Origin of the sequence: Streptomyces sp. NPDC048196 (assembly GCF_040652715.1) — a bacterium.
Taxonomy (GTDB): Bacteria; Actinomycetota; Actinomycetes; order Streptomycetales; family Streptomycetaceae; genus Streptomyces; species Streptomyces siderophoricus.
On the sequence record NZ_JBEZMM010000039.1, the window covers coordinates 42,121 to 55,223 of the forward strand.

Sequence of the window (13,103 nt, forward strand, 5' to 3'; positions counted from 1 at the left end):
CCTGTGTGTGCGCGCCCGCGCGTGCGCGCCTGCTCGTGCGCGCCTGCTCGTGCTGGCCCGGGAATACCCACCCCTGCCCGTACGTTGTGGCCCCGCAGGGGGGCCTCGCGTCCCCTACGGGATCTGTTCGACGGCCCCCTAGTGGTCCCTTGGGCGCCCCGCCGGGCGTTCCGTTGGGCGTGGCGTACGTGCCCCCCCGTTGGGCGCCGCGTCTCTCAAGTGCCCGGGCGCTCAACGGCCCGCATCGGCCGGGTGGCGAGCCAGGCGCAGACGGCGGCGAGGGGGAGTTCGGCGGCCACGGCCATGGCTGTTGCGGTGGCCAGCTCCGGGCCGGGGGCGGCGGTGGCGAGGTCGATGCAGGCGTCGGCGAGCAGGAGGACGGCCGCGGCGCCGGCGGGGGCGCGGTGGCGGGGATCGGCACGCAGGATGCGGAGGCCGGCGGTGAGCAGTGCGACGGCCTCCAGGGCGTCGAGGGTGACCCAGGCGGTGGCCTCGGCGGGCGGCAGGGTGCCGGCGAGGTAGCCGAGCCAGGGCAGCAGCGCGAGTCCGGCACCCGCGAGGATACGGCCCTGCCGGCGACGGGCGCGGCTCAGCAGGCCCCCGCGCACGGCGCCGTTCGCCGTGCAACGTCCTTGGTCGACAGGGGGGTTGAAGGCGATCAGGGCCATGGCGGAGGTCTCTTTCAAGGTCACGAACCCGGCCTTCGGGCTCGTGATCAAGACTCCGGTTTTTGCCGGTCACGGTCAGTAATGCGGCTGTCCGACTTGGGGTGGCACCAGCTACACCCCTGGTCCGGCAGCGGGCTTCATGGCAGGTCGCAGCGGTCGGCGCATAACGTTGGATCATGAAGATTCCGCCCCGGACGCGGCGCGCGCTCACCCGGCTGACCCGCGATACGTACTTCCTCGCCCTCGGGGCGCCGTTGCACCTCCTCATCGGGTTCCTGCTGTTCATGGCCTTCGGTCTCGTATGGGAGATCGTCGAGGGGAACGACAGCAGCGTGCCGGTGGTCCTGGGGCTCACGCTGGTGCTCACCGCGTCGTCCGTGCCCGCGCTGACCGCCGCCCAGCGCTGGCGTTTCCGGCGGTTCCTCGGGATCGACATCCCCGCACCGGGGTGGTGGCGGCGGTGGCAGCGCCGGTTCGGCTACCACTGCCTGGTGGGGGCGCTGCTCGGCGGGCTCGAAGTGCTGGTGCTCGGCCTGCTGTTGGCGGGTCTGGCCGCGGTCACGGTGTACGCGTGGATATGGGCGGCCCCCCTGGGGTGGCGGGTCAGCCACCCCGGGTATTACACGCAGGCCCTCTACGTCACCCTCGCCGGCCTCGCCGCGCTCGCCGCCGTCCCCTCTCTCGCCGCGGTCGTGGTACGCCTGGAGACCCACCTCGCGCCCGGTCTGCTGGGGCCCGACCGGAACGAGGACCTGGCGCGCCGGGTGATCGACCTGACCGAGAGCCGGGCCGGTGCGGTCGACGCCGCGGATGCCGAACGGCGCCGCATCGAACGGGATTTGCACGACGGCGCCCAGCAGCGCCTGGTGTCGCTGGCTCTGAACCTGGGTCTGGCCAAGGCGACGCTGACCGACCTGCCGCCCGAGGCGCGCGAGGTGATCGACACCGCGCACCGGGAGGCGAAGGAGGCCATCGAGGAACTCAGCAGTCTGGTGCGCGGTCTGCACCCGGCCGTGCTGGACGAGTTGGGGCTGGACGCCGCGCTGTCCGGGCTCGCCGCCCGGGCGCCGCTGCCCGTACGGCTGCGGGTGGATCTGGCGCAGCGCACCGTGCCGGCCATCGAGGCGGTGGCGTACTTCGTGGTCTCCGAGGCGCTGACGAACGTGGCCAAGCACGCCGCGGAGGCGACCCGGGTGGATGTGACGGTCACCCGGCTGGGCGAGATACTGCGGGTGGTGATCGCCGACGACGGTGCGGGCGGGGCCGATCCGTCCAAGGGGAGTGGTCTCACCGGGCTCGCCCAGCGCGTGCGGTCCGTGGACGGAACATTCCGGATGAGCAGCCCCGTGGGGGGCCCGACCATGATGAGCGTGGAGCTGCCGTGCCCGAAGTGAGGCGTGACGTGGGGCGTGACGTGGGGGATGAGAGGGGGCGTGCGGCGGAGGCGGCGGTGGTTGGTGCGCAAGGCGCCGAGCCGGGTGCCGTACGGCGTGCGGTGATCGCGGAGGACTCCGTTCTGCTGCGGATCGGGCTGGTCAAGCTCGTGGAGATGGCCGGGTTCGAGGTGGCCGCCGAGGCGGGGGACGCCGAGGGGCTGCTGGCCGCGGTCGCCGAACACGGGCCGGACCTCGCGGTGGTGGACGTGCGGATGCCGCCCGGCTTCACGGACGAGGGGGTGCGCGCCGCCCTGTCGATCCGCGAACGGTGGCCCGGCACCGCGGTGTTGATGCTGTCGCAGTACGTCGAGGAGCGCTACGCGGCCGATCTGCTGGCCTCGAACACCAGCGGTGTGGGCTATCTGCTCAAACAGCGGGTGGCGGACGTCGAGGAGTTCATCGAGGCGCTGCGGCGGGTGGCGGACGGCGGCACCGCGCTGGACCCGCAGGTCGTCGCGCAGTTGCTGGTGCGGCGGTCGAGCGATCCGCTGGAGCGGCTGACGGCCCGTGAGCGCGAGGTCCTCGCGCTGATGGCCGAAGGCCGGTCCAACGCGGGGATCGCCGCCGGGCTGGTGGTGAGCGAGAGCGCGGTCGCCAAGCACATCAACAACATCCTCGCCAAGCTGGACCTTCCGAAGGCGGACGCCGACCACCGCCGGGTCCTGGCGGTGCTGCGCTTCCTGGGGGTCGGCGGCTAGGGGGCCCGGGGTCACCCAGGGGGCGTTGGCGGTCACCCAGGGGACCTTGGCGGTTATGCGGGAGGGGGCATCGATGGTCATGGCGGCTCGAACCGTGGTTCGCCGGCCGCCGGGGTATTCGATCCGGGCCGCGCTTTCCCGTGCAGATCCGGCTGGGAACGCATTTCCTGTCCCTTCACGTGCATCCATTGCCTCTTTTCCCGCGTCTCACAGGCGAGCGGCTTTCTCCTATGGGCCGCACCGCAGGGGTATTTGGAGTATTCAATTTGAAAACCGGCATTAAGGGCATTCGTCGCGTCTCCGCGGCAGTCGTCACCGCGGGTGCCGTTCTGACGGCCGGGGCGTTCGCCGCTCCGGCGCAGGCCGCCACACTCCCGACGCCCACGATCACCGCCGCGGGCGGGTTCGTGATGAACAACAGCACGGGCAAGTCCCTGTTCACCAAGGCTGCGGACACCCGTCGTTCCACCGGCTCCACCACCAAGATCATGACCGCCCGGGTGGTGCTCGGGCAGTCGAACCTCAACCTGGATTCCAAGGTCACGATCCAGAAGGCGTACAGCGACTACATCGTCGACAACAACTGGGCCTCCTCGGCCCACCTGATCGTCGGCGACAAGGTCTCGGTCCGTCAGCTGCTCTACGGGCTGATGCTGCCGTCCGGCTGCGACGCCGCCTACGCGCTCGCCGACAAGTTCGGCAGCGGCTCCACCCGGGCCGCGCGGGTCAAGTCGTTCATCGGCAAGATGAACAGCACGGCCAAGAGCCTCGGCCTGACGAACACGCACTTCGACTCGTTCGACGGCATCGGCCACGGCGCGAACTACTCCACGCCGCGCGATCTGACCAAGCTCGCCAGCAACGCGATGAAGTACTCCACGTTCCGTACGGTCGTGAAGACGAAGTCGACGAAGCAGAAGGTCACGACCAAGAGCGGTGGCTACCGCTACATGGAGTGGACCAACACCAACCCCCTGCTGGGCACTTACGCCGGCACCATCGGCGTCAAGACAGGCTCGGGTCCGGAGGCCAAGTTCTGCCTGGCCTTCGCCGCCACCCGTAACGGCAAGACCGTCATCGGTACCGTCCTCGCCTCCTCCTCGGTTCCCAACCGCACGGCGGACGCGAAGAAGCTGTTGGACTACGCCTTCAAGAAGTAGTCCCTACGGCCCGGGTTGGTACGGCCCGGGCCGTACCGCTGGGGTCAAGGGGCCTGTCGGCGGCCGGTCGGCCGTGGGCAGGCCCTCTGCCGTTTCTGCCGGGCCCTCCCCTGCCTCCCTGCCGTCCTGCCGTTTCCGCCGGGTCTACGTCCGGTCCGCCCGGCCCGTCGGGGCGGGGCGCAGGCCGCGGAGGACCAGATCGCGGACCGCCTCGAAATCGGCGGTGATCTCCGGGCGGGACCACTCGGCGGCGTAACACGGGTCGTGGAAGCGGCCGGTGGCGTCGAAGACGGCGCGCGCGGTGACGGCGGGGGAGGGGGTCTGGAAGGTGCCCTCGCCGACTCCGTCCTCGATGATCCGGGTCAGCTGGGACTCCAGGTCCGTGACGTGCCGGTCGACCACACCACCGCTCTCGCCGATCAGCGCCATGTACGTCGCGAACAGCTCCGGATCGTCGCCCGCCTTGTGCCGCTTGGCCTCGAAGAGCGCGGTCAGCCAGCGGTCCAGACGCTCGGCCGCCGGCCCCTCCTCCGTCACGATGCCGGACAGCTGCTGGCTCGTACGGTCCAGCCAGCGCGCCGTGACCGCCTCACGCAGCGCCGTCTTCGTGCGGAAGTGGCGGTAGACGCTGCCGTGGCTGACGCCCAGGGCGCGCGCCACGTCCACGACCGTGGCCTTCGCCGGGCCGTAGCGGCGCAGCACCTCCTCGGTGGCTTCGAGGATGCGCTCGGGGGTCAACGACTCGGGGGGCATGGCGCGGACGGCCTTTCGGGAGGAGCGGACGGGCGGGTACGGACGACGGTGGGCGAGCGCCAAGGCGGCACCCGTACCGGATCCGCGGGCGGGGCCGGTGGTGCACCGAGGCGCACCGGGGACCCTGTGCGGTACCTACGGACGGTACCTGGCCGCTCCCGCAAGCCGCCGCCCCGCCGGTGGTCAGTGCTCGCTGTCGAGGTGGGCCATCTGCTCGGCGGGGTACCGGTCGCCGGCCGCGGCACCGGCCGGGACCGCCCGCTCGATCGCGGCGAGGTCCTCCGCGTCCAGCGCCACGTCCAGGGCTCCGAGCGCCTCGGAGAGCCGGTCCCTGCGGCGCGCACCGACCAGCGGGACGATGTCCTCGCCGCGGGAGAGCACCCAGGCGATGGCTATCTGCGCCACCGAGACGCCCTTCTGCTCGGCGATCTTGCGCAGCGCGTCGACCAGGTCGAGGTTGCGGTCGAGGTTCTCGCCCTGGAAGCGCGGGCTCATCCCGCGGAAGTCGTTGGCGGCGAGCTTGCGGTCCCGGTCGAAGTGGCCGCTGATCAGGCCGCGGGAGAGCACGCCGTAGGCCGTGATGCCGATGCCCAGCTCGCGGGCGGTGGGCAGGATCGCGTCCTCGATGCCGCGGGAGATGAGGGAGTACTCGATCTGGAGGTCGGAGATGGGGGCCACGGCGGACGCGCGGCGCAGTGTCTCCGCGCCGACCTCGGAGAGGCCGATGTGCCGGACGTGTCCCGCCTCGACGAGCTCGGCGATGGCGCCGACCGTCTCCTCGACCGGGACGTCCGGGTCGAGCCGGGCGATCCGGTAGATGTCGATGTGGTCGGTGCCCAGGCGCTGGAGGGAGTAGGCGGCGAAGTTCTTCACCGCGTCGGGCCGGCCGTCGTAGCCGGTGAAGCCGCCCTCGATGGTGCGCAGGGCACCGAACTTGACGCTGATCTGCGCCTGTTCGCGAGCCGCGGCGGGGGCGGTGCGCAGCGCTTCGTTGATCAGTAGTTCGTTGTGGCCCATGCCGTAGAAGTCGCCGGTGTCGAGCAGGGTGATGCCGGCGTCGAGGGCGGCGTGGACGGTGGCGAGGGACTCCGTGCGGTCGCTGTCGCCGTAGAGGGCGGACATGCCCATGCAGCCGAGGCCGAGGGCGGAGGTCTGCGGGCCGGTGGTGCCCAGGGTGCGGGTCTGCACTGCGTGCTCCTGAATGGATGACGAGGGGGGCGGGGGAGGGAGGCGGGCCCGGTCTGCCGTCCGGCGGGGCCGGTCCGGATCCCTCACGCAAGCAACTATGGCATGACGGCTGACAGATTTCAATATTTGTCAGTCCTCACGATGTGGAGCGTGCTCCTCCCCGTGCTCCCTTCGACTCCCTCCCCTCCCGTTCCCGCAGGTCAGCGCAGTGCGCGCGGCAGTCGGAGGGCGAGCGCCGTGGTCCCCGCCACGATCGCCAGCTGCGTCAGCAGGGCCGCCAGCAGCGCATCGCGGATGCCGACGGACGGCAGCAGCGCGAGGAAGAGCGTGCCGAGGGTGGCCACGCCCAGCGCCAGGCCGGACTGCTGGGTGGTGACCATGACGCCGCCGCCCACGCCCGCCTGCGCCACCGGCAGTTCGCTCAGCACGATGCGCATCAGGACCGGCAGCACCAGCCCCTGGCCGAGGCCGAGCAGCGCCATGCTCGGCGCGAGACCGGCGACCGAGATGCCCGGCCAGCCCGCGTGCACGGTCAGCGCCAGCGCGATCAGCCCGGCCCCCTGGATCAGCGAGCCGGTGAACACCACCCGCCGCCCGAACCGGCCCACCAGCCGCGGCCCCGCAAGCGAGGCGAAGAAGAAGGTGACGCAGAGCGGCACCAGGGACAGCCCGGCCGCCAACGGGCCGTAGTGCAGGCCGGTCTGGAGCGCCACGGCCACCACGAACATGAAGCCGCCGAACCCCACCGAGAACGGCACGATCATGGTGAGGCCGCTGTTCACCGACGGGATGCGCAGGAGGGACGGCGGGACGAGGGGGGTCCGGCCGCTGCCTTCGGCGCGCCGCTCCACCAGGAAGAACGCGACGCCGGCGCACGGGAAGACGGCCAGCAGGAGCCACGACCACAGGGGCCAGCCGGCCGCCCGCCCCTCGGTCAGCGGCAGCAGCAGTGTGATCAGCGAGACGGCCAGCAGGGCGGTGCCGGGGACGTCGACCCGGGTCGGGTGCGGCGAGCGGGTCTCGGGGACCGTGCGGGCGGCCAGCAGCCAGGCCGCCGCGGCGATCGGGACGTTCACCAGGAAGACCGCGCGCCAGCCGGAGCCCGCCAGGTCCACCGAGACCAGCAGCCCGCCGAGCACCTGGCCGACGGCGCTGGAGACCCCGGCCGTGCCGCCGTACAGGCTGACCGCCTTGGCGCGCCGCTTCCCGGTGGTCGTGGCCTGGATGGTGGCCAGCACCTGGGGCAGCAGCAGGGCCGCGGACGCCCCCTGGGCGACCCGGGCGGCCACCAGCGTCGCGGCGTCCGGGGCGAGGCCGCACGCCAGCGAGGTCAGGCCGAAGGTGGCCAGGCCCCACAGGAACAGCCGGCGCCGGCCGATCATGTCCCCGAGCCGCCCGCCCAGGACCAGCAGCGTGGCGTAGGCGACGCCGTAACCGGCCACCACCATCTCCAGCATCGCGGGTCCCGCGTGCAGGTCGTGGTCGATGGTCGGCAGGGCGACATTGACGATGAAGAAGTCGATCATCGGAAGGGCCGCGCCCAGCAGCACGGTCAGCAGACCGAGCGGAGTCAGGGCGGCGGTGGCCGATGCCTGTCGCGGGGTGCCGGACGGGGTGCCGGCCGGGATTTCGACCGGTGTTTCCACCGGGGGTTCAACAGGGATGGTCTGTGCTCGGGTTTCGCTCACGGATACGACGATCGTGGAGCGCTCAGCCGGGTACCAGAGTGTCCTTATCCTGGTATCACTGCTACCTGGCAACCGCCTGGGCGCTGCGGCACGCTGGAGGCATGACCGTCGACGCGACCCTGACGCAGGCTGCCACACCACCCGGTGCCGCCACGACCCCGCCGTCCGGGACGGCCCGCCCCACGGGCGCCGCACCCCCGCGCGACGATGCCGCCCGCCGGGCCGAGCTGGCCGCCTTCCTGCGCAGCCGGCGCGAGCGGATCACTCCCGAGCAGGTCGGTCTGCCCCGCGGTGCCCGCCGCCGCACACCGGGACTGCGCCGCGAAGAGGTCGCGCACCTCGGGGCGGTCGGCGTCACCTGGTACACCTGGCTCGAACAGGGCCGGGACATCCACGTATCGCCGCAGGTCCTCGACGCGGTGGCCCGTGCGCTGCTGCTCGACCGCGCCGAGCGCAGCCACCTCTTCGCGCTCGCCGGCGCCGTCGACCCCGTGCCGGGCAAGGAGTGCACCGGCGTCCCGCGGGCCCTGCGCCAGGTCCTCGACCAGCTCGCGCCGTTCCCCGCGGTCATCCAGAACTCGCGGTTCGACATCCTCGCCTACAACAGCACCTACGGGCAGCTGTTGTGCGACCTCGACGCGCTGCCCGAGGAGGACCGCAACTGCATGTGGCTGGCGTTCACCCACCCCCAGTGGCGGGCGAGCGTGGTCGACCTGGACGCCGCGATGCGGGTGATGGCCGCCAAGTTCCGCGCCTCGATGGCCGAGCACGTCGCCGAGCCGGCCTGGAAGGCGCTGGTCGCGCGGCTGACGGAGGCCTCACCGGAGTTCTGTGAGATCTGGGCCCAGCACGAGGTCGTCCGCCCGGTCAGCGCGGTCAAGCTCTTCCGCCACCCACGGGTGGGCGTGCTCGAACTGACCGCCACGAGCCTGTGGACGGGCCCCAACCCCGGCCCCAAGCTGGTCTCCTACACCCCCGTGGACGAGACCTCCCGCCAGCGGCTGGAGCAGCTGGAGAAGCTGGCGCTCGTCCCGGCGTGAGGTCGTAGGAGGCAGTGCCGAGGCCTTGCGGGACGCAATGCCGAAGGCTCGTACGACGCAGTGCCGCGGGCTCAGGCGCTGCGGCCCGGTGCCCGGGCGGCCGCGGCGCTCCGCTCGTCGTCCTCGAACAGTTCCGCCGTGTGTCGCGCGGTGGCCTGCGCCCAGCGGCCCGTGGTCAGCGCGCCGAGCAGCAGGACCGCCGCGCCGCAGCCGGCGATGATCCACCAGGCCGGGCGGCCGGCCGCGATGAACTCGTCCGCGGTGGCCGCCGCATGGGCCCCGCTCGCCAATACGGCGCCGATCACCGCGACGCCGAGCGACTGCCCCACCTGGCGGCTGGTGGAGGCCACGGCCGCGGCCACCCCCGCCTGGGCGCGCGGCATCCCGGACACCGCCGTATTGGTGATCGGCGCGTTGACCAGGCCGAACCCGATGCCGAAGAGGACGTAGCCGGGGAACAGCAGCCAGTTCGTCGACTGGGCGTCGAACCCGGCGAAGAGCAGCCCGCTCGCGCCCATCGTCGTACCGGCCAGCAGCAGCGGCAGCCGGGGGCCGCGGTTGCCGACCAGCCGCCCCGACAGCGGCGCGAAGATCAGCGTCATCCCGGCCATCGGCAGCATGTAGAGGCCGGCGTCCAGTGCGGACAGCCCGCGGATGTTCTGCAGGTAGAGCGTGTTGATGAAGAGGAAGCCGCCGAGTGCGGCGAACGCGCTGACCGCCACGATGGTGGCGCCGCTGAACGGCGCGCTGTGGAAGAACCGCAGATCGATCAGCGGCTCCCGCCGGCGCCGCTCGTAGCCGATCAGTGCCACCAGCGAGACCAGCGCCACCAGCACGAACGCCAGGATCTCCGCCGAGGCCCAGCCGGCGTCCGGGGCCTCGATGATCGCGTACGTCAGCGAGCCGAGCAGCGCGATCACCAGCAGCTGGCCGACCGGGTCGACCCGGCGCGGCTTCGGGGCGCGGGACTCCGGCACGTACCGCAGGGTGAGGAAGAGGGCCAGCGCGCCGATCGGGACGTTGATCCAGAAGATCGAGCGCCAGCCGACGCTCTGCACCAGCAGCCCGCCGATCACCGGCCCGGCCGCCATGCTGATGCCGACGACCCCGCCCCACACCCCGATCGCGCGGGCCCGCTCCCGGGGGTCGGTGAAGGTGTTGGTGATGATCGACATCGCGACGGGGTTGAGCATCGAGCCGCCGACCGCCTGCACCATCCGGAAGACGACCAGCCATTCCAGGTCGGGCGCCAGGCTGCACAGCAGCGAGCCGAGCGCGAAGACCACCAGCCCGACCAGGAAGATCCGCCGCCGGCCGAGCCGATCGGCGGTCGAACCGGCCAGCATCAGCAGCGACGCCAGCACCAGCGTGTAGGCGTCGATCGTCCACTGCATCCCCGAGACCGAGGCGTGCAGTTCGCGCTGCATGGACGGCAGTGCGACGTTGAGGACGGTGTTGTCCAGGCTGACGATCAGCAGGCTCAGACAGCAGATCGCCAGCACGAGCAGACGCCGTCGGCGGCTGAGATCGGGCATCCTTGAACGCTACAACGATCCCGGTGGGTCCGGCCCGGGCGGGGCCGCGGGCACGGTGCGGGACAATGGGAGGCCGCAGCCCGTCGTCCGTGGCGCGTCAGGCCGCGAGGCACCGGCCCGCCCGCCCGTACCGCCGCCCCGGAAGCCGGGCACACCCGAAGAGAACCGCCGGAGAAAGTCGAAGGTATCGCTCCATGTCGCTGCTGCAGATCGGTCCGCACACGGTGCAGCCGCCCGTGGTCCTCGCGCCCATGGCCGGGATCACCAATGCCCCGTTCCGGACGCTCTGCCGGGAGTTCTCCGCGGGCAAGGGCCTGTTCGTCAGCGAGATGATCACGACCCGGGCGCTGGTCGAGCGCAACGAGAAGACCATGCAGCTGATCCACTTCGACGCGACGGAGAAGCCGCGCTCGATCCAGCTGTACGGCGTCGACCCGGACACCGTCGGCAAGGCCGCCCGCATGATCGCGGAGGAGGACCTCGCCGACCACATCGACCTGAACTTCGGCTGCCCGGTCCCCAAGGTGACCCGCAAGGGCGGCGGCTCGGCCCTGCCGTACAAGCGCCCGCTGCTCCGCTCCATCCTGCGCGAGGCGGTGGCGAACGCCGGCGGGCTGCCGGTGACCATGAAGATGCGCAAGGGCATCGACGACGACCACATCACCTACCTGGACGCCGGCCGGATCGCCGTCGAGGAGGGGGTGACCGCGATCGCCCTGCACGGCCGCACGGCCGCCCAGCACTACGGCGGCACCGCCGACTGGGACGCCATCGCGCGCCTGAAGGACCACGTCGGCGAGATCCCCGTGCTGGGCAACGGCGACATCTGGTCCGCGGACGACGCGGTCCGGATGATGCGCGAGACCGGCTGCGACGGTGTCGTCGTCGGCCGGGGCTGCCTGGGCCGGCCGTGGCTCTTCGGCGATCTCGTGGCCGCCTTCGAGGGGCGCCCCGAGGACTACGCCCGGCCGACGATGAAGCAGGTCGCCGACGTCATGCTGCGGCACGCCACCCTGCTCGGCGAGTGGCTGAACGACGAGGCCCGCGGCGTCATCGACTTCCGCAAGCACGTCGCCTGGTACACCAAGGGCTTCGCGATCGGATCGGAGATGCGCAAGAACCTCGCGGTCTCCTCCTCCCTCAACGAACTCTCCGACCTGCTGGGCGAGTTGGACCTCGACCAGCCCTGGCCGACCGGCGCCGACGGCCCCCGCGGCCGCACCTCCGGCCGCAACCGCGTGGTCCTCCCCGACGGCTGGCTGGACGACCCGAACGACTGCGCGGGCGTGAGCGTGGACGCCGAGCTGGACACGTCCGGGGGCTGACGCCCGCTTCCCGGCCTGCCGTCCCTACGGCCGGTACACGCACGCCGCCAGCGGTGCCTGCCGCTTCCAGTCCAGGGACTCGTAGAGCGCCCGGCCCTCGTCGGTGGCGCCCAGGATGCCGACGCGGGCGCCCTCGGCCACGGCGCGGTCGGCGAGGGTGCGCATGACCACGCTGCCGAGCCCGCGACGGCGGTGGGCGGCATGGGTTTCGACCCGGTCGACGATGGTGGTGTCCCCGACGACGGCCATCTGTCCCTTCGCGGCGAGCGTGCCGGCCGCGTCGTGCACCCGTACGTGGGTGACGCCGGCGCGCTGCTCCACGGAGGTGGCGTAGCCGTCGGGAGTCACCGGATGCGTGGTGCGCAGATCGGCGGCCATCAGGTGGCCGGCGTCCTCCCGGTCGGCGTACCAGCCCGCCGGGAGCCAGCGCTCGACCTCCGCGTCCTCCAGGCACACCTTGAGCCAGGTGTCGGGCACGGTCACCGACGCGGTGGCCGCGCGCACCGCGGCCTCGGTGGCCTCGGGCAGGACGTGCCGCCCGACCTGGCCGGGCGCGCCGACCTCCAGGTACAGGCCCCAGGGCGTGGCCACCGGCTCCGGCGTGCCGCGCGATATCGCCCAGCCGGCTCCCCAGTTGCTGACGAGTTCCGAAAGCATCAAGTCCTCCCCGAGTGGCGGTCGTTGGTGGTGACAGTAAGTGGTGCCGCCCGGGTGCGCACATTACGCGATGGGGGGCCGTCGAGGCACCTCTTTACGCGGGCGGGTTGGCGTCGGGCGCGGCGTGCGGGGATATCGGCGGTGGCCGCGTACCGTTTGAGGCCGAATGCCGGATTTACGGCATGCCGGATGTGAAGGAGCCGCCGTGGCGAGGACGCAGTCGTGCTGAGCGGGGACCGTTCGCCCGGGGAGGTGGAGCGGGCGGTCCGGGCCCGGGTCGGGGACCTGCCCGTGCGCTCCGAGCAGATGGCCGCGGTGGCGGGCATCTACCGGGCCGCGGCCGCGGTGCGCCAGCACTTCGAGAACTCCGTACTGCGCGGCGCCGATCTGACCTGGACCGGTTTCGTCGTGCTCTGGGTGGTGTGGATCGGCGGCGAACGCGAGACCCGCAAGGTCGCCGAGGAGGCCGGCATCTCCAAGGGCACGCTCACCGGCGTCGCCCGCACCCTGCAGAACCGCGGCCTGCTGGAGCGCCGGGCGCACCCCACCGACCGGCGGCTCGCGCTGCTCTCCCTGACGCCCGAGGGGGAGCGGCTGATGGCCCGGCTCTTCCCGGAGTTCCACGACGAAGAGGTCTTCGTGACCGGCGGGCTGAACGACGACGAGGCGCTGGACCTGGCGGAGCTGCTGCGCCGGATCGTGGCGCAGGTGGAGCGCCGCGGCGCGGAACGGCGGCTGGAACTGCTCGACGGCCGCGACCCGCCGCCCCGCCGCAGCGGCCGCCGGCCGAAGGGTGCAGGTGCGCTGTGAGGCCCCGCCCGCCGGGTCGTATACGACTCCGGACGTCCGGGCAGCGTTCCGGCCCGGCCGGAAACTATGGCCTGATAGCTACGCCCCCTCCCGGCAGGCCCTGCCGAAACCTGGCTGCCGGGTGCCGGGTGGCCGAATTGCGTAG

General features: G+C 72.2%; 12 protein-coding genes. 6 read left to right on the forward strand and 6 right to left on the reverse strand.

The window, feature by feature from the left end:
- Nucleotides 1–215 precede the first annotated feature (215 nt).
- On the reverse strand, nt 216–692 hold the full coding sequence (locus tag AB0E02_RS29180) for a hypothetical protein (RefSeq protein WP_362144460.1): 477 nt from the start codon (nt 690–692) through the stop codon (nt 216–218).
- 152 nt (nt 693–844) lie between these two features.
- Here AB0E02_RS29180 and AB0E02_RS29185 point away from each other — a divergent pair, with 152 nt between their 5' ends.
- From AB0E02_RS29185 to AB0E02_RS29195, 3 genes are all read left to right on the forward strand, one after another.
- A complete protein-coding gene (locus tag AB0E02_RS29185) occupies nt 845–2,062 on the forward strand; it encodes a sensor histidine kinase (protein WP_362144462.1) in 1,218 nt (405 codons plus the stop codon).
- A 101-nt stretch (nt 2,063–2,163) separates the two neighbouring features.
- Nucleotides 2,164–2,802 carry a response regulator transcription factor gene (locus AB0E02_RS29190; RefSeq protein WP_362144536.1) on the forward strand — a complete coding sequence of 213 codons (639 nt, stop codon included), beginning with the start codon at nt 2,164–2,166 and terminating at the stop codon, nt 2,800–2,802.
- A gap of 266 nt (nt 2,803–3,068) precedes the next feature.
- Complete coding sequence (locus tag AB0E02_RS29195) at nt 3,069–3,962, forward strand: D-alanyl-D-alanine carboxypeptidase (protein ID WP_362144465.1); 894 nt, start codon at nt 3,069–3,071, stop codon at nt 3,960–3,962.
- A gap of 144 nt (nt 3,963–4,106) precedes the next feature.
- Here the strand turns inward: AB0E02_RS29195 and AB0E02_RS29200 are convergent, their stop codons facing one another.
- The 3 genes from AB0E02_RS29200 to AB0E02_RS29210 all read right to left on the reverse strand — a co-directional run bounded on the left by AB0E02_RS29200 (nt 4,107) and on the right by AB0E02_RS29210 (nt 7,531).
- Nucleotides 4,107–4,715: a TetR family transcriptional regulator gene (locus tag AB0E02_RS29200; protein WP_362144468.1), complete on the reverse strand. Its 609-nt coding sequence runs from the start codon at nt 4,713–4,715 to the stop codon at nt 4,107–4,109.
- A 183-nt stretch (nt 4,716–4,898) separates the two neighbouring features.
- Nucleotides 4,899–5,903, reverse strand: coding sequence for an aldo/keto reductase (locus AB0E02_RS29205; RefSeq protein WP_362144471.1), 1,005 nt, complete (start codon nt 5,901–5,903; stop codon nt 4,899–4,901).
- Nucleotides 5,904–6,103: 200 nt separating this feature from the next.
- A complete protein-coding gene (locus AB0E02_RS29210) occupies nt 6,104–7,531 on the reverse strand; it encodes an MFS transporter (RefSeq protein ID WP_362144540.1) in 1,428 nt (475 codons plus the stop codon).
- Between the two features lie 161 nt (nt 7,532–7,692).
- On the opposite strand from AB0E02_RS29210, the gene AB0E02_RS29215 reads away from it, so the two are divergent.
- Nucleotides 7,693–8,631 (forward strand): helix-turn-helix transcriptional regulator, encoded by a 939-nt coding sequence (locus AB0E02_RS29215; RefSeq protein ID WP_362144474.1) that lies wholly within the window; start codon nt 7,693–7,695, stop codon nt 8,629–8,631.
- Between the two features lie 71 nt (nt 8,632–8,702).
- Here the strand turns inward: AB0E02_RS29215 and AB0E02_RS29220 are convergent, their stop codons facing one another.
- On the reverse strand, nt 8,703–10,166 hold the full coding sequence (locus AB0E02_RS29220; protein WP_362144477.1) for an MFS transporter: 1,464 nt from the start codon (nt 10,164–10,166) through the stop codon (nt 8,703–8,705).
- A 194-nt stretch (nt 10,167–10,360) separates the two neighbouring features.
- Between AB0E02_RS29220 and dusB the strand changes: the two genes are divergently transcribed.
- The gene (gene dusB, locus AB0E02_RS29225; protein WP_362144480.1) at nt 10,361–11,491 is read left to right on the forward strand and encodes a tRNA dihydrouridine synthase DusB; all 1,131 of its coding nucleotides are present in this window, start codon (nt 10,361–10,363) and stop codon (nt 11,489–11,491) included.
- Between the two features lie 24 nt (nt 11,492–11,515).
- Here dusB and AB0E02_RS29230 read toward each other — a convergent pair whose 3' ends face one another.
- Nucleotides 11,516–12,148, reverse strand: a complete 633-nt coding sequence (locus AB0E02_RS29230; protein WP_362144483.1) for a GNAT family N-acetyltransferase — start codon at nt 12,146–12,148, stop codon at nt 11,516–11,518.
- Between the two features lie 222 nt (nt 12,149–12,370).
- Here AB0E02_RS29230 and AB0E02_RS29235 point away from each other — a divergent pair, with 222 nt between their 5' ends.
- Nucleotides 12,371–12,958, forward strand: coding sequence for a MarR family winged helix-turn-helix transcriptional regulator (locus tag AB0E02_RS29235; RefSeq protein WP_362144486.1), 588 nt, complete (start codon nt 12,371–12,373; stop codon nt 12,956–12,958).
- The last annotated feature ends 145 nt before the right edge of the window (nt 12,959–13,103 follow it).

Coding starts and splice junctions, on each gene's coding strand:
- AB0E02_RS29185 (WP_362144462.1), top strand. CDS start 845: ATGAAGATTCCGCCCCGGACGCGGCGCGCGCTCACCCGGCTGACCCGC.
- AB0E02_RS29200 (WP_362144468.1), bottom strand. CDS start 4,715: ATGCCCCCCGAGTCGTTGACCCCCGAGCGCATCCTCGAAGCCACCGAG.
- AB0E02_RS29215 (WP_362144474.1), top strand. CDS start 7,693: ATGACCGTCGACGCGACCCTGACGCAGGCTGCCACACCACCCGGTGCC.
- AB0E02_RS29220 (WP_362144477.1), bottom strand. CDS start 10,166: ATGCCCGATCTCAGCCGCCGACGGCGTCTGCTCGTGCTGGCGATCTGC.
- dusB (WP_362144480.1), top strand. CDS start 10,361: ATGTCGCTGCTGCAGATCGGTCCGCACACGGTGCAGCCGCCCGTGGTC.
- AB0E02_RS29230 (WP_362144483.1), bottom strand. CDS start 12,148: ATGCTTTCGGAACTCGTCAGCAACTGGGGAGCCGGCTGGGCGATATCG.